General features: G+C 63.8%; 18 protein-coding genes. 7 read left to right on the forward strand and 11 right to left on the reverse strand.

What is annotated here, in order from left to right; genetic code table 11:
* Together ACM0PK_RS04740 and ACM0PK_RS04745 are read left to right on the forward strand one after the other, a co-directional pair.
* On the forward strand, positions 1-713 hold a 713-nt coding region (locus tag ACM0PK_RS04740; protein WP_495498512.1), incomplete at its 5' end, for an IS630 family transposase.
* Positions 714-743: 30 nt separating this feature from the next.
* Entirely contained in the window at positions 744-1,448 is a 705-nt protein-coding gene (locus tag ACM0PK_RS04745) for a TetR/AcrR family transcriptional regulator (protein ID WP_414608094.1), read from the forward strand.
* Between the two features lie 42 nt (positions 1,449-1,490).
* Here ACM0PK_RS04745 and ACM0PK_RS04750 read toward each other — a convergent pair whose 3' ends face one another.
* From ACM0PK_RS04750 to ACM0PK_RS04790, 9 genes are all read right to left on the reverse strand, one after another.
* Positions 1,491-3,473, reverse strand: coding sequence for a relaxase/mobilization nuclease domain-containing protein (locus tag ACM0PK_RS04750; RefSeq protein ID WP_031656922.1), 1,983 nt, complete (start codon positions 3,471-3,473; stop codon positions 1,491-1,493).
* 448 nt (positions 3,474-3,921) lie between these two features.
* Positions 3,922-4,509: a S26 family signal peptidase gene (locus ACM0PK_RS04755; RefSeq protein ID WP_041110951.1), complete on the reverse strand. Its 588-nt coding sequence runs from the start codon at positions 4,507-4,509 to the stop codon at positions 3,922-3,924.
* Positions 4,506-5,051, reverse strand: coding sequence for a DUF2840 domain-containing protein (locus ACM0PK_RS04760; RefSeq protein ID WP_414608095.1), 546 nt, complete (start codon positions 5,049-5,051; stop codon positions 4,506-4,508). Before ACM0PK_RS04760 ends, ACM0PK_RS04755 begins: the two co-directional genes overlap by 4 nt.
* Entirely contained in the window at positions 5,048-5,332 is a 285-nt protein-coding gene (locus ACM0PK_RS04765; RefSeq protein ID WP_414608097.1) for a chromosome partitioning protein ParB, read from the reverse strand. Before ACM0PK_RS04765 ends, ACM0PK_RS04760 begins: the two co-directional genes overlap by 4 nt.
* Positions 5,329-5,967, reverse strand: a complete 639-nt coding sequence (gene parA / locus ACM0PK_RS04770; RefSeq protein WP_033834762.1) for a ParA family partition ATPase — start codon at positions 5,965-5,967, stop codon at positions 5,329-5,331. The genes ACM0PK_RS04765 and parA overlap by 4 nt, the downstream gene beginning before the upstream one ends.
* Positions 5,968-6,220: 253 nt before the next feature.
* On the reverse strand, positions 6,221-7,078 hold the full coding sequence (locus tag ACM0PK_RS04775) for a replication initiator protein A (RefSeq protein WP_041110956.1): 858 nt from the start codon (positions 7,076-7,078) through the stop codon (positions 6,221-6,223).
* Between the two features lie 26 nt (positions 7,079-7,104).
* The gene (locus ACM0PK_RS04780) at positions 7,105-7,386 is read right to left on the reverse strand and encodes a helix-turn-helix transcriptional regulator (RefSeq protein WP_414607946.1); all 282 of its coding nucleotides are present in this window, start codon (positions 7,384-7,386) and stop codon (positions 7,105-7,107) included.
* Positions 7,387-7,469: 83 nt separating this feature from the next.
* Positions 7,470-8,228 carry a DUF2285 domain-containing protein gene (locus tag ACM0PK_RS04785; RefSeq protein WP_041110960.1) on the reverse strand — a complete coding sequence of 253 codons (759 nt, stop codon included), beginning with the start codon at positions 8,226-8,228 and terminating at the stop codon, positions 7,470-7,472.
* A 309-nt stretch (positions 8,229-8,537) separates the two neighbouring features.
* Positions 8,538-8,888, reverse strand: coding sequence for a DUF2958 domain-containing protein (locus ACM0PK_RS04790; protein ID WP_053243682.1), 351 nt, complete (start codon positions 8,886-8,888; stop codon positions 8,538-8,540).
* 240 nt (positions 8,889-9,128) lie between these two features.
* Between ACM0PK_RS04790 and ACM0PK_RS04795 the strand changes: the two genes are divergently transcribed.
* Positions 9,129-9,434 (forward strand): helix-turn-helix domain-containing protein, encoded by a 306-nt coding sequence (locus ACM0PK_RS04795; protein WP_041110964.1) that lies wholly within the window; start codon positions 9,129-9,131, stop codon positions 9,432-9,434.
* Positions 9,435-9,497: 63 nt separating this feature from the next.
* Here ACM0PK_RS04795 and ACM0PK_RS04800 read toward each other — a convergent pair whose 3' ends face one another.
* Positions 9,498-9,812, reverse strand: a complete 315-nt coding sequence (locus ACM0PK_RS04800; protein ID WP_041110966.1) for a DUF736 domain-containing protein — start codon at positions 9,810-9,812, stop codon at positions 9,498-9,500.
* 834 nt (positions 9,813-10,646) lie between these two features.
* On the opposite strand from ACM0PK_RS04800, the gene ACM0PK_RS04805 reads away from it, so the two are divergent.
* From ACM0PK_RS04805 to ACM0PK_RS04820, 4 genes are read left to right on the forward strand one after another with little or no spacing between them, the layout of a single operon-like run.
* Positions 10,647-12,395 (forward strand): Eco57I restriction-modification methylase domain-containing protein, encoded by a 1,749-nt coding sequence (locus tag ACM0PK_RS04805; RefSeq protein WP_414607947.1) that lies wholly within the window; start codon positions 10,647-10,649, stop codon positions 12,393-12,395.
* A 52-nt stretch (positions 12,396-12,447) separates the two neighbouring features.
* On the forward strand, positions 12,448-13,137 hold the full coding sequence (locus ACM0PK_RS04810; RefSeq protein ID WP_414607948.1) for a PaeR7I family type II restriction endonuclease: 690 nt from the start codon (positions 12,448-12,450) through the stop codon (positions 13,135-13,137).
* Between the two features lie 12 nt (positions 13,138-13,149).
* On the forward strand, positions 13,150-15,342 hold the full coding sequence (locus ACM0PK_RS04815) for a Piwi domain-containing protein (RefSeq protein WP_414607949.1): 2,193 nt from the start codon (positions 13,150-13,152) through the stop codon (positions 15,340-15,342).
* On the forward strand, positions 15,267-16,487 hold the full coding sequence (locus tag ACM0PK_RS04820) for a PD-(D/E)XK nuclease domain-containing protein (RefSeq protein WP_414607950.1): 1,221 nt from the start codon (positions 15,267-15,269) through the stop codon (positions 16,485-16,487). The genes ACM0PK_RS04815 and ACM0PK_RS04820 overlap by 76 nt, the downstream gene beginning before the upstream one ends.
* 143 nt (positions 16,488-16,630) lie before the next feature.
* Here the strand turns inward: ACM0PK_RS04820 and ACM0PK_RS04825 are convergent, their stop codons facing one another.
* A complete protein-coding gene (locus ACM0PK_RS04825; RefSeq protein WP_495498514.1) occupies positions 16,631-18,607 on the reverse strand; it encodes a ParB N-terminal domain-containing protein in 1,977 nt (658 codons plus the stop codon).
* Between the last annotated feature and the right edge of the window lie 93 nt (positions 18,608-18,700).

Raw genomic sequence — 18,700 nt, forward strand, 5'->3', positions numbered from 1 at the left:
CGGCATGGTTCCGCTGGCGGCATGTCACCGGTAGAGTTCGAAAAGCGCTACGCGCAGAGCGGCGACTGAGTGTCTATGGAACTCTGGTCGGTCCAAGGAAAGCCTACGAGCAGTCGCCTGCGGCGGTGAGGAAATGGCTCGATGAGGACTACCCGGCGATTGCGGCACGGGCCAAGCTCGAAGGGGCTGAGATTCAGTGGGGCGATGAGAGCGGCATGCGCAGCGACGATGTGCGCGGACGCAGCTACGCGCCCAAGGGTGAAACGCCCGTGGTACGGGTGCCCAACAAGCGCCATGGCCTGTCGATCATCTCTACCGTCACCAACAAAGGGCAGATGCGCTGGCGCATCTTTGATGGTGCAATGAACTCGGACATCCTGATCGACTTCTTCAAGCGTTTGATCAAAGGACAAACGAAGAAGATATTCCTGATTCTGGACAACCTGCGGGTGCACCACAGCAAGCCGGTCAAGGGGTGGTTGGTCAAACATACCGATGAGATCGAGGTGTTTTACCTGCCCAGCTATAGCCCGGAACTCAATCCTGACGAGATGGCCAACGCAGACCTCAAGCAAGCCGGGACCAAATTGGCTCCGGCACGCACCAAGCTGCAACTGGTCAAGGCCACGGCAAGGCATTTGCGCAGTGTGCAGCGTCAACCTGAGCGGATCAAAAAATACTTCGAGCATGGCCCCGTTCGCTATGCTGCTTGATTCAAGTTCATTGATGCCGACTCAATAGCTATGACCAAACCGCGCCGCAGCCCCCGTACCGATGGCGAGCTGACCCGTACCCGCATCATGGAAGCCGCAGGATCGTTGTTCGCGGCCACCGGGTACGCTGAAACCACCAGCAAAGCCATCGCTGCGAAAGCCGGCGTGGACCTCGCTTCGATCAACTATCACTTTGGCAGTCGTCGCGGCCTCTATCAGGCCGTTCTTGTCGAAGCTCACCGGCGGATCATCAGCTTCGACGATCTGCAACAAGTCGTCGAAGGCGCGCTGCCCGCGCGTGAGAAGCTGAAATGGTGCATCGACAGACTGACCGAAGCCACGATAGGAAACGACGGCTGGCACGCACGGCTCTTTGCACGCGAGTTGCTAGCGCCGTCGTCGAATCTTCAGGTTCTATACCAAGAGGATCTGGAACCGAAGTTCACCTTCATCAGGCGCGTCATCGGCGAGGTCACTGGCATTCCTGAAAGCGACCCAGCATTGCTTCGCTGCATGATCAGCATTGCGGCTCCCTGCTTGATGCTGCTGGTCGCAGGCAACGGCGGACTACCAGGCCCCCCGCAGCAGGTGCTACGGATGCCAAGGCAAGAACTGACGTCACACCTGCACAAGTTCGCTCTTGCAGGGCTGGAGGCGATTGGCCGGGAATATGCTGAGAGTACGCCGAAGGGGCGCAAATCACCCTCGAAGCGACGCAGGGCTAGCGAGACGTGAGTGTGGGCGGCGCGTGCTTCGTCTACCGCAGGGATGCGACTGTCAGCTCAAGGATTGCCCTCGTTGTCGCCCGATCTCCCATGAAACACTGCCGCCGCGCACAGTCGCTGCAATCTGCTGCCCCAGCCGTTGCTCGATCACTGGCTTCCACGGCACCAGGCTGAACCCCTTGCCGTCATCGAGCATCGCGTAGCGCCCGCTGGCGAGCATGACGTTGCGCCGGTAGATGCCGGCCACGCGCTGCCCGTCGCCTACGGGGCGATGCTCCAACCCGGTTTCCGTGGCAATGTCCTTTGCGGCCTGGGCCAGTTCCCGATTGCGCAGAGTCGCCAGCAGATTGCGCGCCAGGATCACGCGCGGGCCGCGCTTCTCGGCCAATCCCTGTTCGGCGAGGAAGTCGGCGCGCTGTTGCAGCGCCTGTCGGGCTTCGCCGCCGAAGCCCAGCTCGCCCAGGCCCTTGCCGCCGCCGATCAACTGCTGATCCAGCCAGGTCGCGCCGATCACGCGGGCCTGCCGCTCGATGGGCAGGTGCGATTTCAGCTCCACAGCCACGCCGCCGAGGCGCTGTGCGTCGTACAGGCGACCGCGCTCGGCCAGGTTGTCCGGCACTTTCCATAGCCCCTCAGCCACGCGCTCCACGATGCCGGCCCGACGCAGGGCTTCGAGCCGGCGGACGTGGGCCGCGACGACTTCCTGCGGATCTCGGCCGGGAACGGCCTGACCTTGCGCGATGGCGAGGTGGTGATCGGTGCGGTACAGGCCATCGCTCGCCAGCGCAGCGATGTTGCGGTCGGCCGCGCGCACGTCGGCCGATCCCTTCACCTCCACCACGGCGCCGGTCTGGTAGTTCGCCAGCTCGTCGCGGACGTTGAGCGCGACGTAGTGGGCCTTGCCGTCCACCCCGTCGATGACCAGATAGCCCCGATCACGCAGCTCGTCGGCCAGCCCCTTCGCGGCCACGCGGCCGATGACGGTACGGCCATCGTCGCTCGGCTCGAACACCGCCAGCTCGCGCAGCTCGCCGCGCATGGCCCGCTGCATCGTGCGGATGATGTCGCCGCGCTCGCCCAGGGCGCGCAAGGTCTTCTCTGCATCTGTATGAATGGCCCAGGTTCCGGGCTGCATTTCGTCGGCCAGGCCCATGCGCTGCAAGCGTTGCAGTCGGCCGACCAATAGCAGGCGTTGGCGTTGCAGCTTCGGTTCGTTGAAGCGTTCGATCTGCACTCGGCCGTCCTCGCCGGCCTCGCGTTGCAGGGTGCGATCCAAGCTCGTCCACCGCTCTTGCTCTACCTCGCGCTGCAAGGTCTGCTGTATCTCCAACTCGGTGCGCGGCCCCAGCCATTCGGTCGCCAGCTCGGCGGCGCGATGGCGAAAGCCGTGCGCGATGTAGTCGCCGGCGATGATGAGGTCTTTGCCGGTGTCGTCACGCCCGCGCACGATCAGGTGAGTGTGCGGGTTATCGGTGTTCCAGTGATCCACCGCCACCCAATCCAGGCGCGTGCCCAGGTCGGCCTCCATGCGGCCCATCAGGTGCCGGGTGTAGGTGCGCAGGTCTTCCAGCTCCTCGCCATCCTCGGGCGAGAGGATGAAGCGAAAATGGTGCCGATCGTCGGCGCAGCGTTCCTTGAACGCATCGAGGTCGGCTTCGTCGGTCTGCGTCCCGTAGGCTTGGCCCGGCTCGCCATCGCGGCCCACGCCATCGCGCTCGATGTAGCGCAGGTGCTTGGCGAGCGACTGCGGGCTGGCCTGGCGCTGGTTGACCAGCAGCGTCTTGATGGTCACGCGCCGCGACATGGGCGTCAGCTTCGCGCCCGCGAAGCGCGCCGCCGTGTGGCCGCGTCCCAGGCGCGAGCCGGGGCGCTGGCCAGCGCGTGCGCCGCTGCCGCTGGCTGCGGGACGGCGCACCGAGGACTTGCCGCTGCTGGCCTTGCCCGCCTGCTTGAGCACCTTGGAGATGAAGCCCTGGCCCCGGTTCTTCGGGGCGCTGGGGCGGATGCGGAAATCGTCATCGCGGCGGTCGGTCATGGCTGTGCTCCCTGCAAGCGCCAGCGTGTCCGGTCGTGCGAAGCACGCGGACATGCCTGGATTGGCGCGGGCTTCGCGCCCCACGCGGCACGGCGGCGAAGCCGCTGCGTGCCGCGCCACCCCCATGTGCAGACAGGCTTTCGACGCGGCCCGGTGCCGCGTCCTTTTGTCTTGCCTTCCGCCTTTGCCCCTCGCTGTCGCTCCGGGCAGCGGCGGCCCGGCGGCGCTGCTGCGTGAGCAGCCAGCGCGCCGGCGAACGCGGGCACGGCCGCAGGCCGGGCGCGTTCGAAGCAAGACGACTGCACGTTGGACGGCTGCGTCGAAGGCAGCGCGAAGTGCGGTGCGAATGCACCCGCACTGCACGCGCGACGACACGGCGACGAACAGCAGAACGACACGCCCGATGGCACGATGAGGTGCACGGCGACGTGCAGCGAATCGGCGGCCATCATGGACGAGACTCCAGCCAAACCGGATGCGCGACGCCGAGCACGGCGGATGCGTTGACCGGCCCGAAATACCGGCTGTCGAACGACGCCGGGTTGGTCACGCTGAGCAGGAACAGTTCGCCGGGTTGAAGGCGACGGCATTGCTGCCGGGATGGCAGCGGCCGGCCCCAGCGATCAGCAGGCAGTACGGCGGCCGAAGGCACGCCGTCGATGCGGACGATGCGGCCAGTGATGCACACCTCCTGCGGCGCGGCGGCGCCCACGCGCTTGAGCAGCGGCACGCGCGCCGGCAGGTAGCCTCGCTGCGCGGCCAGCGCGGCAGCGTCTGGCGGCAGCGTGGTCAGGACGATGCTGCCCACGGAGAAGGAACGTGGCAGCGAGCCGGTGCCGTCGCCCAGCGGATCGACGCGATACCAGCCGACCGCCACGCTGTCGGACGGGTTGTAGATCAGGCGCGGCAGCGGATGCACGAAGGACGCCCAGGCCAGCGCAGCGAGGCCGCAGGCGGAGAGGCCCGCCAGCACGATGCGAGCGCGCAGGCGCGAGCGAGGACGCGGCGCGGTGCCGGCAGTCGAAACGGCGGTCATGGCAGCGCCCTCCCGGTCAGCCAGGCGGCGTGCCGCTCGGCGGTGTAGTCGGGCAGCGGCAGGCGCGCAGCGAGCCGGTTGGCGAGCGTGCGCCAGTACACGGGCGAGGTACCGACAGGCGCGATGCCCAGCGCCTCGATGGCGTCGATGCGCTCCAGCACGGCGCGCACCTGATTCTCGCCCTCGGCGTGCAGCAGCAGGCGCGCGCCCGGCTGCACGCCGGGAATGCGCTGCGCCGCATCGAGCGGCGTGCAAGCCTGCATCACCATGAGCTGCCAGCGAATCGTGCCGTAGTCGTTGGCCTGCCAGCGGATGCGGCAGTACATGGCGCCCGGCTGGAACACCGCGCAGCGCCGCCAGCGGTCGAGCTTAAGCGTGCGCGCGGGTTCGCCGAAGCGCAGGTAGAGCTTGAAGCGCGGTTCGATGTAGGTCAGCGCCACGCGCGTCAGTGGCGCGCAGGCAGGCTGGCCGGAAGGTGCTGCGAGCGCAGCCGTGGCCGCGAAGGCAACAGGCGCGGGGGCAGGCGAAGCAGATGCGGTCATGGTGTGTTCTCCCGGAGATGCTCTGGAAACTCACGCTCCAGCAGGCCACGCAGCAGATCGGCCACGGTCACGCCTTGCGTGAAGGCCGACACCTTGATGCGCGCGCGCAGCGCGGGCGTGATGTCGAGGGTCAGGCGGGCGGTGTAGAGGTCGCCCTTGTTCAGCGCAATGGCGTCGCCCTGACGAATCCACGCCTCGGCGTGCGGATTCGCGGGCGGACGCGCGCCGATACCGATGCGCTTTGCCGTGCGCTTGCTGTTCGGTGGCGGCCTCGCGGTCATGTCGGCCACCGCAGCAGTTCGTCCACTAGCGCGGTGATTTCGCGCGCGGCGGCGCTGTCCGGCGCCGTCTCGCGCGCAAGCCGGCCAGCGGCCACGCTGTCGGCAAACACGATGCGCTGATGCACTTCCGCGCGCAGCGCCGGAAGCGGCTGGTCGGCGAGTGCCTGGCGCGCTTCGCGCCCGATCACGGTGGTACTGACGCGCCGATTGATGACGAAGGCCGCACGCAGCGCAGGCCGAAACACCTGCGCCTCGCGGATCAGCGCCACCATTTCGGCGCTGGCCCACAGGTCGTAAGGGCTGGGCTGCACGGGGATCAGCACGCGCTCGGCCGCCAGCAGCGCGGAGCGCGCCAGTGCCGCGATGCGTGGCGGGCCGTCGATGATGACGTGATCGGCTCGCCTAGCGAGTTCTGGCGCCTCTTGGTGCAGCGTTTCGCGTGCGAGGCCCACGGCGCTGAAAAGCCTTGGCAAGCCTTGCTGGCTTCTGCGCTGTGTCCAGTCCAGCGATGAACCCTGCGGGTCGGCGTCCAGCAGAACGACGTGCTGACCGCGCATCGCAAGCTCGCCGGCGATGTGCGTGGCGAGCGTGGTCTTGCCCACGCCGCCTTTCTGGTTGAGCAGAGCGACGATCATGGCGCGGCCCTCCGTGCTGGAAAGCCGGGCTCTTGCTGCTGCGCTTGTGGCCGCGCGGTGGTTATCCACCGCAGCGGCGTTTCTCTACTAAAAGTTAGAGAAATTAAGTTAGGGAAGTTAGAGGGCGCGCAAACCCAACACTGACACGGGTTTGCAGCCCATCGGCACGCCTGATAGCACGATAGTCCCACGCCTGATAGCACGATACCCCGCACGCCTGATAGCACGACACCATCCACAGGCTTTTCCCGAGTTATCCCCGTGCCGTATGCGGCACGGGCCGGAAGGTCAGCAGCTCCATGCCGTTGTCGGGCATCCGCTCGATGCTCAGGACGTAGCCGGGCAGCGACTGACGCGCAACGAGCGCGCGCAGATCGCAGGCGAAGTCGTAGGGCTTGGCGGTGCTGCCGGATTTCTGGTGCAGGTAGCGAAAGTCGAACTGCCAGCCGTATGTCTGCTTGCCGCCGTGCTTGCGCACCAGGCGGTACAGCCACCGCTCGATGCCGCCGGTCAGCCGGAAATACGCCGGGTCGATGGTCAGCACCAGGGCGGCATCGAGCACGCCCGCGTAGAACCAGTCCGGCAGGATCAGTTCGATGCCCAGCGGCGTGCCGCTGGCATCGGCCAGTTCCTTCCATTCGTTGATCCACGAGAAGCGGTGCAGGCGCCGCCCGGTCGTCTCGCGGATGGACGTGGCCACCGTGGTCGATTGCAGCCGGTCGAGCGCGGCCTTGAGGCGCTGGTAGTCGCGCAGCGACTTGCCGCGCCCGATGAAGCGCAGGATCTCGTAGGGTGTGGCGCGCATCAGCCGCGATGGCCGCAAGCCCGCGTCCTTCGCCTCCACGATCTGCGAGGCCGCCCATATCAGCACGTCCGCATCCCAAATCGTGGCGATGCCGTGCTCGGCCGTGCCTTCCACGCGAATCGTCACGTTGCCCGCACGGAAGTCGATGGGCTTGACCCGCTTCGACTTGCCGAGCGAGAAGAACGGATAGGCCATCAAGTCCTGGCTGTCGCGCGGCGCCATGTCGCCGGGCAAGGCGCGGAACAGGTCGAGCTGTTCGCGCTCCTGCAACGGCCGCTGCCGGGACGGCAGCACGGTGCTGGACATGGCGATGGCCTGCCGCGCGCCGCCGATCAGCGCGCACGGCTGTCGGCCGAGTGGTGCTCGGCGTATTCGGGATCGGAAGTCGTCTCGAAGCTGCGGTCGGCGGCCCAGGCATCGAGGTCGGCCACGGCGTACATGACGCGTCTGCCGAACTTGCGAAAGCGCGGGCCGCCGCCGATCACGCGCTGCTTTTCCAGCGTGCGCGGCGACAGCCGCAGGTACTCGGCGGCCTCGTCGTTGGTGAGATAGCGTTGGGGCTGCGCAGCAGCGGTCGAGAAAGCGGCGGCAGGCCGCAAGGGAGTGGGACGCATGGTGTGAACCTCCATCGGTTGAAAGCGCCCGGCCACACAGCGCGACCGGATGGAGGCAGTCTCAGAAAACCAAGCTGTCCTGCTCAGGGCCGTTTTGCGTCGTCGTCAAAACGACCCTTCTCAAGTGGCGGAAGCTGTGCTAGGCGGCGATAGCCGCCGCGCATCAGCGCATCGCCGCGCCGCACCAGGCGGCGCACCTTCGAGCGCAGGCCGCCGTCGCTGTACCAGTCGGCCGCGGCGTCGGCACCGAACAGTCCTTCGCCCACATCACGCAAGGACGCGCCCGCAAGGGTCGCGTCGAGCGCCTGCAAGGTGTGCAGCTCCAACAGCGTGGAAGGTGTTGGCCGCGGCTTGGTGGCGGCGAAGGTCGCGCCGGGCGCATGACCGCGCGCAGGCGCGGCAGTGCTGCCCCGCTGGGCATAGGCGACGGCCATGCCGTCTTCCAAGCCGGGCGCCAGCGCAAAGCGCAGGCAATGGCCTGGGCTGCTCGCGATCAGCGCCAGCTTCTTGCCATCGTGGAACAGTTGTTTGTGACCGGGGATGCGCCAGAACGCGAAGGCGGTTGCATCCTGCGGTGGATCAGCATCGGGGTAGAGCTGCACTACGGCGGCATGACCAGGTAGCCAAGCTGGATGCGCGTCACGCGCATCCAGCATCGGGTCTTCCAGCAGGCGCAAACCCCAGCGATGCGCTGCTTCAGGCCGGCGATGACGGCGCAGCCAGTCGAGCCGGTAGTCGGGATACCTGCGCAGGTACTCCCAGGCGAGCGCAAGGCCATCCAGATGCAGCACGTACAGATACGCGGCAGTCGGATACCAGTGCTCGGCGCTGCGATCGACCATGACGCCACCTCCCTGCGAACAGGACTGGCCGCCACGGCAGGGCTACGCGCTACATCGCCATCGTCAGAAAGTCATGAGTTAAAGAGGCGGATGGGGCTGTCAAGACCGATTGGCTCCGATGCGTTGCGGTATTCGTCTCAATGCTGCGGCGGCAGTGCCCCGATGTGGGGCGCTGTACAGGCCAGCCTGCCGCAGCCCGCGCCAAACATCATGTCTATTTGGGTCAGACTGGTGGGGCTACGCCGCAAGAATCTCGATTGAGACTTACCCGGTATGACACCAGACTGAAAAAGTCACAGTAGGCCGTAGTCAGTCCGGGATTGCTCCGTCGCGCTCGGCCAGCCGGGTGTATTCCGACAGCGTGCGCGTGGGGCGGAAATAGAGGTCGCGCATCACGGGCTGCTGGCGCGGCCCGACGATGCCGGCCAGCTCGGACAGCTTGACGGTTCCCTGCGCCGGCATCCCGATTCCCAAGTCGATGAGTCCCCAGGCAGTGTCGCCATCGGCGGGATCGAGCGCGGCCAGCAGCCAGGTCACATGCGCGTCCGGCGTGAACAGCCGCACCACGGGCACCGGGTCGATGGCCCGGCCAGCGGCGCGGGCCTCGCCGTTGGCGAGCAGTTGCGCGCGCTCCGGGGCGGTGGCGAGTGGCTGGGACATGGTCGGCAATCCCACAAATCCAATGATGCACGGATACGGTTTCACGCCCAAGCGCAGAACCGTCAAACCGGATTTACGCCTCCGTGCGCAAGCACGGATGCGCTTGCGTGGCTTTGCTGGAATCCGCCGATGCGGATTTCCGTAAAGGCACAAAAACGTAGAACACCAAATGAACACTATAGATTGTAGTCCTATAGGGCGCAATGGGCTGTCATCTTGGTTTTTCGAGGGAAACCATAGGTGGCGGCTGGGAACTCATTGGCGAAGGCGTTGAAGATCGTTAGAAAGGCGCGTGGCTTGAGCCAGGAAGCCTTCTCTGACGTGTCCAGCCGCACCTATATGAGCACCCTCGAACGCGACCTGAAAAGCCCGACCCTGCATAAGCTGGCCGAGCTGTGCGAGGTGATGGAGATCCACCCGCTCACGCTGCTGACGCTGGCCTACGCGGGCGACAGCCCGCACAAGGCCGACGAGCTGCTGGCGCAGGTGCGCCAGGAGCTGGAGGCGGTGTTGAAGGAACGCGATGCGGCAAAACCGCGCGCGTGACGCGGTGATGTGCTGCGAACAGCAGCACAGCGCCCCGCCGCGGTGGGCGGGGCGCTGCGGCGGTCACGCCGCCTGGGGCTTGCTGCGCGACCAGATCAGGTCGTGCGTGCCGTCCTCGCCTTCGATCAGGCGGGCATAGACCGGAGCCGGGAACGAAGGATCGTCGAGGGTCACGGACTTGTATTCCCGCCCGGCCTCGCTGGTCTTGTTCCACGCCGCGCCGATGTCGTGGCCGGCGGCCTGGAGGCGGAAGTCGGGGGCGTTCTCGCTGCTGGCCTTGTCGTTGGGAACCAGCTTGACCTTGACGTTGAGCGTCAGGGTGCGCAGCGTGCCGGTGAAGCCGTCTTTGTCGGTGGTGAAGGTGCCGATGTTGGCCATGATGTTTTCTCCTTTCGGTTGAACAAGGTTCGCGCCCATCGCGTCCTTGTTGTGATCCGGCCGGCGGGGGACGGGCTGGCTGCACCGCTTGCGGTCGAAACGCAGTGGAGAGCCGGGAGGCGAAAAGAATTTGCTGCGCGAGGAAGCCGTGCAGCGGCGGGGAAATTGTTTTCGCCGGACGGTTGCAGCCATAAGCCCGAGGCGCAGCCGCACCCCCGCTAGGATTCACAACGAGACAAGGTCGCCTTGGGCCGAACCACTCCGAAAGGAGATGGGGCCGACTCGGCATCCCCGCCCGGAGGCTTTTCCGGCTCGCCCGCTGACGCGGGCCAGGTCAACCACCCGACGACAGGCGAGAACGCCCACGCTGCACCTTGCGGCGCCGGTCTTGAGGCGTGGCGTGGAAGCTCCATAGCGATGCCGGGCGGGTTGTCCGTGAACCGTCCTTCGTGACGTGATGGGCAGGAACCGCCAGCGTTGAGGACGACACGCATCCGCACAACCTGCCGCGGCAAGCACCAGCGTGTTCGCAAGCACTCCGTCCCCAATGGCGGTGGACAGGCACGACTGACCCGCTGGAGTCGTGCACCACCTTGGTGTAAAGTGGTGCATCATCTGATCCGACAGTATTTAGGCCATGCCAGCAACAAAAGACATTGCTACCTCAAAGCCCAGGCGTGATTCGGCTCCGAGGGCGTCCGTGACCTTTCCTCCCGAGCTATACGAAATGCTCGAAGCCATCGCCCGGAGCAAGAAAGTCTCTGTCGCTTGGGTCGTACGCGATGCTACGGAACGGTATGTCGCGGAACAGTGGCCGCTGCTGGGGAAGCCACAATGAGTTCCGTGCTAGTTGCCCAGCAGAGTGCCAGGGGACTTGCCGCCCGGCAGTCGTCCTTGCCGGGACTTTGCCCGGTCGCGCAGGCTGTCGAAGTACTTGCAACCGACGCAGGCATCGAGGCGCGCGGTGCCGTATTTACACGCCGCGAAATCGTCGAGTTCCTCCTTGATCTCTGCGGGTATAAAGCCGACCGTCCGCTGCACAAACTCAAGCTCCTTGAACCGTCGTTTGGCGGCGGGGACTTCCTGCTGCCGGCTATCAAGCGGCTTCTGGCAGCGTGGAACACCTCGGATGATCCGCGCATGTCCGTGAAGGCTCTGGCAGGCGCTATTCGTGCGGTCGAGCTTCATCGGGAGACCTTCACGCAAACGCGCGGCCAGGTCATCGACTTGCTGTCCCGAAGCGGCTTTACGGCTTCGCAATCCATCGCGCTGGCTGATGCGTGGCTGGTCAATGACGATTTCCTGCTGGCAGATCTTCCTGAACCCTTCGATGTCGTGATCGGCAACCCCCCTTATGTGCGGCAGGAACGGGTTCCCGATGTCCTGCTGACAGAATACCGCTCGCGCTACACAACGATCTACGACCGGGCCGATCTCTACATCCCGTTTATCGAACGGTCGCTGCGGTCGCTGACGAATGGCGGCGTTCTCGGATTTATCTGTGCGGACCGCTGGATGAAGAACCGCTATGGCGGGCCGCTTAGGAACCTCGTTTCCGAGCAGTTCCATCTGAAAGTCTACGTCGATATGGTCGATACGCCGGCCTTTCATTCGGAGGTGATCGCCTATCCGGCCATCACCGTCATTGCGCGTGAGCGCGGCAAAAGTACGCGGATCGCCCATCGTCCGCCCGTGGAGGCCAAGGCGTTACACGCGCTTGCGTTGGATCTGACTTCATCGCATCTCCCTGAAAAGGGCAGTGCCGTGCAGTTGATTGACGGTGTGGCGAGCGGCGCGGAGCCGTGGATTCTCGATTCATCCGATCAGATCGCCATCATCCGGCGTCTTGAGGCAGCCTTTCCTCTTCTTGAGGATACGGGCTGCAAAGTCGGAATCGGCGTTGCGACCGGAGCGGATAAAGCCTTCATCGGGCCGATGGACGAACTCACTGTCGAAGAGGACCGCAAGCTGCCGCTCGCGATGACGAAGGACATTGCGGACGGCACCGTGAAGTGGCGCGGCCTGGGCGTCATCAACCCATTCACCGACGACGGCAAGCTTGTCGATCTCGCGCGCTATCCGCTGCTCAAACGCTATCTGGAGTTGCGGAGGGAACAGATCGCTGGGCGGCATTGCGCGCAGAAAGTGCCTGCCAACTGGTATCGCACCATCGACCGGATCACGCCGTCCATTTCCGAAACGCCGAAACTCCTGATCCCCGACATCAAGGGGCAGGCCCACATCGTTTTTGAGGATGGCAAGCTCTACCCTCATCACAATCTCTACTACATCACGGCAAGCCAGTGGGACTTGAAGGCGTTGCAAGCCGTCCTTCTTTCGTCCGTGACCCGGCTGTTTATCGCAACATACTCAACCAAGATGCACGGCGGCTTCCTGCGCTTTCAAGCGCAGTATCTGCGTCGTCTGCGTCTGCCGCGCTGGAGCGATGTGCCGCAGGCCCTCAAGACTGCGCTTATCAACGCAGCCGACGTGCGCGACCTCGCGGCATGCAATGCCGCAACATTTCAACTGTACGGATTGAGCCGCCAGGAAAAGGCGGCGCTCGGCGGAAACGGGGACTAAGTTTATGGCGCTTGATCTAGCGGACTATGAAACGAAAGCACGGGATGCTGTTATGGCGTTCTGGGGAAATCGAGAGAAGGCGCGACAGAAGCAAGTCGAAGCTGGGGTCGTCGATCAGGGCGAGCGCGCCAGTGTCACCGGTGGCAAGAACATGGATGGATTCGTCGCGCTGATAAAGGACATCGTGCGCGCCAACGGCCTTGCTCATGCACAACTCCATTTGGAACGTCGCGTCCTCACACTGCCCGGATATTTCCGGCCAACAAAGCTCTGGGACTTACTCGTCATGAATCAAGGTCGTCTCATCGCGGCCTTCGAGTTCAAGAGTCAAGTCGGGCCGTCCTTCGGCAACAACTTCAACAATCGCACTGAAGAAGCCATCGGTACGGCGCATGATCTGTGGACGGCTTACCGCGAAGGCGCATTCGGGGAACAGACCAAGCCCTTTATCGGCTGGCTGATGCTGCTGGAGGATTGCCCGAAATCTGCCACGCCGGTTCGGGACACGTCGCCGCACTTCCCGGTCTTCCCGGATTTCAGGGATGCGTCCTACGCTCAGCGCTACAACGTCCTTTGCCGAAAGCTGATGCAGGAGCAGCTTTACACGGTAGCGTGCATCCTGACATCACCGCGCACTGCTACTACGACCGGCGACTATGCGGAGCTTTCCGAAATGACGGGGCTGCGCACCTTCGTAACGGAGTTCGCTGGGCACGTCGCAGCCGAAGCGTCGCGGACCTAAGAGGGATGCACCTTGCCTATCGTCCTAAACGCTTTCCCTCTCAAAACTCCCGAGCTGGAGCTTGAAGCCCGCCAAGTTCCCTATGACAAAGAGACGCTGGACGGCTTTCGCGCGACGCACGGATCGACCCACTCGTTCCGCCGGCAGGGCGACAATATCCTGATCTTCTCGGGGGACGGCACCTTCCCCGTGTCCGGCACCCAGCAGGCCATCGCGCTCAAGGACAATTTCGGCATCTTCTTTTCGCTGGTGAAGGACGGTCTGACGCGGCACTTTGCGGGTCTGGGCCGCAATCCCTCCGGCTTCAACCCTATCGAACTGGTAAGCACCAGGCCGGAAGACAATCTTCTGGTTCCGATTCTGGGCGATGCTTACCCCTTCAAGGTCTGCGCTAAATACGCCATCGACACGCGCACCATTCTGGGCCAGCCGTACCTTGTCATTGATTGCACAACGCGCCGGGTGGTCAAGGAGAATGGCCTGTTCTTCCTCAATGCCGGGTTCGATCTCACAGGCCGTTACGTGGTCACGCAGCAGGACGACGGATGCAGGAAACTCTTGGGCTCGGTGAACGCCCGCAAGGGCGAAACGCTCTTCATCACGCGGCCTGACGGCGAGGTCGTTCAGGCCGAGGCGAAAGACGTTTATCTGGAGGCCAGCCGCGAGAACTTCGATGCCTACATCCTGCATACGCACGCCACGAAGAAAGACGCTATCGTCGAGGGTATCCGGCAATCCGTCTCCATCTTTAATGGAGGTGAGAACAAGAAAGCGCGCATCGACACGCTTAAGAAGTACATCCAGTCGAAGAACATTACTCTGATCGACGGAACTCGCATTGAGATCGAAGATTCGCCCAACATTCAGAAGGATTGCGGGCAGATGCCAAAGCCGGTGTTCGTATTCAACGACAACGGCGAAGCGGATTGGGCCGAAAAGGGCCTGACCCAGAGCGGCCCGTATACGAAGCGAACCTTCGATAGAAACGATCCCTCTATCTGTGTGATCTGCGCCCAGCATGACAAGGGTCGCGTCGAGCAGTTCGTCCGCAAGCTTCTCAAAGGTATCTCGAACAGCAAATATTTCAGCAACGGCCTTGAAGGCAAGTTCACGCTCGGAACAAGCCGCGTTGAAGTGTTTTCGACGGCGACTGACAGCGTGGAGGCGTATAAGAACGCCATCGAAACCGCGGTTCGGAAGAAAGCGGATGACGGCGGGCGGTGGGACTTGGCGCTCGTTCAAGTCCGGCAGTCCTTCAAGAAGCTCAAGGTCACGGAGAATCCGTACTATCTCGGCAAGAGCCTCTTCTTCCTGCATCAGGTTCCGGTACAGGACTTCACCATCGAGCTTCTATCGCAGTCCGATTACTCGCTCGGCTACTCGCTCAATAATATGGCGCTGGCCTGCTACGCCAAGATGGGCGGCGTTCCGTGGCTGCTCAAATCCTCGCCGACGCTTTCCCATGAACTCGTCATCGGCATCGGCAGCGCGAATATCGGGCAGGAGCGCGGGGCCGATAACCAGCGGATCATGGGCATCACCACTGTCTTCTCCGGCGACGGCAGCTACATCGTCTCGAACACATCCAAGGCCGTCGTGCCGGACGCCTACTGCGATGCGCTGACCTCGGTGCTCAGTGAAACCATCGAGAAAATCCAGAAGCGCATGAACTGGCAGAAAGGCGACACGATCCGCCTGATCTTTCACGCGCAGGTCAAGAAATTCAACAAGGACGAGATCGCAGCCGTGCGTGCCGTGATCGACAAGTACCGCGAATATCAAATCGAATACGCCTTCGTGAAAATCTCGGAAGATCACGGGCTGCATATGTTCGACTCGGCGACAGCGGGCGTGCAGAAGGGGCGGCTCGCTCCCTCGCGCGGGAAGACCTTCAAACTCTCCAAACATGAAATGTTGGTCTATCTGATCGGCCAGCGGGAATTGCGGCAGGACACGGACGGGCATCCGCGCGGTGTGATCCTTGATGTTCATAAGGACTCGACTTTCAAGGACATCAAGTATCTGAGCGCGCAGCTCTACAGCTTCGCCTCGCATTCCTGGCGCAGCTATTTCCCGAATCCCATGCCGGTGACGATCAGCTATTCCGACCTGATTGCCCGGAATCTTGGATGGCTCAACCAGCTTCCTGGCTGGAACGACTCGGTGATGATCGGGAAGATCGGGCAATCCCAATGGTTCCTGTAGAAAAAGACAATGCGTACCAGTTGCGCGAGCACCTGCACCTCAAGGTTATTGAGAGTGCGCACGCTGATCCGTTCAAAGCCTGCTTTCTGCATTTCCTAGGATTGTCGAAGGACGACCCGTCATCCTTCGACTTTTCGGCGCTCTCCTTGTATCACCGCTGCGCGATTTCGGGCCTCGGCGTTCTCAACGAAACCGTCTCCAGCCCAGATGTCTCGCGCCTGCTCGGGCAGGCCGCAAAGATCGACTCCACGCCGCGCCCATGGGTTTCGGACGTATTCGGTGTCATGGCCGTGAAATGGCTGGTCGGGCGGATGAACGATGCGCGTGTTGCCCGCGAGTTCGAGAATTGGATATCCGGTTTCCTTGCGCAGCAGGCGGGCGGTGACCATCTCAATCTCTTCGAGAAAGATATCGCGGCGTATGTCCTCCGCGGCGAATCCTCTATCTATGCCAGCGCGTGCGTACCGCTCTTTCTTCACTACCGGACGATACGGCGGATCGACGATCACCAGAACCGCATGGCCCTGATCGGCCGTTTCATGGGCGAGTTCCGGGCGCAGGCGCAAGGCGGCGCCTCAACGGCGCTCTTGAGTTTGATGGTTTACGTTTTCGACCAAGTAAATCAGGACGTGGCTGCCGTGCCGCCAAAAGGCTGGAGTCTCGATGACCTCTTGGAGTTTCTGGAGCATATCCCTGTTGGCCTCAAACGATGGACGTGGGAGGATGCGGGCCGCACCAGGGGCGCGGAACCCGTCAAGTGGCCGGTAGAGAACGAATACCACGTCCAGAATCTTCTTTATTTTCTGCTCGGGCCGATCTTCAACGACATCGCAGACGAAGTGAACCTCCAGCCCGTCGGACAGAAGAATCCGCGCATTGATCTTTACCTGCCCTCGCTCCACACGATCATTGAGGTCAAATACCGGAAGGACGTGAAGAAGTCCTTCCAATCGCTTATCGGCGAGATTGCCGAAGACGCTTCGCTTTATCGCGCCGACGCGAAATACAAAGACGCGCGGATCGTCAGTATTCTGTGGGACTGCACGCGCGCGACACAAGAACATGCCAAATTCAAGGAAGGCGTCTTAAAGATCGACGGAATTGATGGGTGTGTAGTAACTAACGCGCCCTCAACTATGAACTAGCGAAATTCAGGTTCTTGACGACACTGGGTCGCGAGCTTCGACACGTTTGCTTTGATCTTTGTGAAACGTGTGCAGCAGAATAGCTGCCGCTTTTTGAGGTGCAGAAAGGCCCCAGCTTGGCGCGCCGGGGCCATGTTACGGAATCACGCGGCCAGTGCCTCGGCGGGCTCATCCGCCATTACCTCGGCACCTTCCGGGGCGTCCTGCGGCGCAGCTTCCGGGCCTTCGGTCTTGAAGATGGCGGGCATCCAGCCCGTACCATCGGCCAGCCGCTCGGCTTCGCTGGCAATGTCGGCCTTCTTGAGTTTCGCCAGCCGGGTGACGGATTCCGGTGCAAACGCGCCCACGGCATCCAGAATCACAGCCTTGGAAACGTGCTTGAAGTAGCCTTCTGCGGTCGGCTTCCACCATGCGGCCATGTCGAGGCCCACGGCTTGCGCCAGTTCCTCGCCGGGCCGGTGCGCCGTAGCGCGAGGCGTCACCACGTCCACCGTGGAAGCCACGCACACGGCCAGCAGCCGCACCAGCTCGTCTTGCGACTTTGCCAGCAGCGCGGCGAACAGTTCCGTGCTGTCCTCGGGCAAGGCTTCGCCGGCCACCTGTTGCAGTTCGCGCAGCGCCACGGCGGCGGGCGATTCCGGCCAGTCCGGGGCCATGCCTTCCAGCCGGTCTTGCACCGTGAGGCGCACGCCCAGCGGCAGGCCGTCGCCGTAGGCGTCGGGCTGCAAGACGGTCTGCACCATGCCATGCACCAGCGCGGCCAGCGCGACGTGCGGATGCCGTGCGACTTCGATTTGCAGCGCCGCCGTGCGATGGGCACTCAACCGCTGCGCCAGCCGGTCGGACAGGCTCGCGGCCTTGGGCGCGTCGCCGGCGTCGTCGCCTTCGTCGTTGGCGGCTTCGCCTTCCACGCTGCCGAAACCGCGCCGCAGCTTTTCCAGCGTGCGCAGCGCCTTGGCCTCGGCTTCGCGCAGTAGGCCGCGATGAATGACGGCCTCGCCGTGGCGGTCGATGGTGACGATGGCACCGGCCACCTCGCGCACCTCGGGGGCATAACCGTGTAAGGCGTCCTCCGCGGCTTGCAGTTCCCCGACCACCTGATCGCGCCGCTGTTCCAACTTCTCGACCTTGGCTTCGTCCTCGGCGTCGCAGGCTTCTTCCAGTTCGGCGTCGATCTTTTCGAGGCGGGTTTCCAGCGAGGCGATGCGGCGGGCCTCGCGGGGGGTCGGCTCGCGGCGATGGCGCGGGGCGTTCTGGAACGCCTGCCGTTCTTCGTAGGCCAGATGCGGCACGGCCTCCACCCATGCCCAGCCCTCGGCGCGCACGTCCTCGGCCAGCGTTGCCAGCTTGTCGCGCATCAGCGTTTCCAGCACTTCGGTATCGGTGAGGTAGGTTCCGGCATCGCCTTCTGCGAACAGGTCGCGGCGGATGCCACCGCCTGCCGTCCGGTAGGTGTCCAGCCCGACGAAGCGCACCAGCGCGTGCGCGGCGTCGATTTCGCGCTCGGTCAGGCGCTCGCGCAGCTTGGAAGGGCTGCGCTGCCATTCCGGCGCACCGTAGAACGCGGCTTCCTGCGCGGCGTGGTCGTCGGTGATGGTTAGGGCCATCAACTGTTCCAGCGTCACGCCACCGGCGCGATAGTCCGCCATCAGGCGCGGCGAGACATTCGCCAGCTTCAAGCGGCGCTGCACCACCAGCGGGGACACGCCGAAGTCGGCGGCAATGTCCTCGATGGGCCGTCCTTCCTTGACCAGTGCGGCGAAGGCCGCGAACTGGTCGGCGGGGTGCATGTTCTCGCGCTGCACGTTCTCCGCGAGGCTGACGGTGCGAGCGGAAGCATCGGCCACCAGCAGGCACGGCACTTCGTAGTCGGCGGGGATGCGCTTCTTCTTCGCCAGCAGCTTCAAGGCGGTCAGGCGGCGGTCGCCTGCGACGACTTCGTATTGCTCGCCATCTGCGGCGAGGATGACGATCAGATTTTGCAGCAGGCCGATGCGGGCAATGCTCGCGGCCAGTTCGGGGATGGACTGGCGCGGGGTCGTCCGCACGTTGCGCTTGGAACGGCGCGGGAGCAACTGTGAGAGGGGAACCAAGATCAGGTTCTTGGTCGGGTCGGCCACTTCCAGCGGTGCAGCGGCTTCGATGGCGACGGCTTCGGTTTTGAGTACGGCGTTCATGGTGATGACTCCTTGCGGTTGGGGTGCAGCAGCGAG

It is taken from the genome of Stenotrophomonas sp. FR010 (assembly GCF_047520755.2).
Classification (GTDB): domain Bacteria; phylum Pseudomonadota; class Gammaproteobacteria; order Xanthomonadales; family Xanthomonadaceae; genus Stenotrophomonas; species Stenotrophomonas sepilia.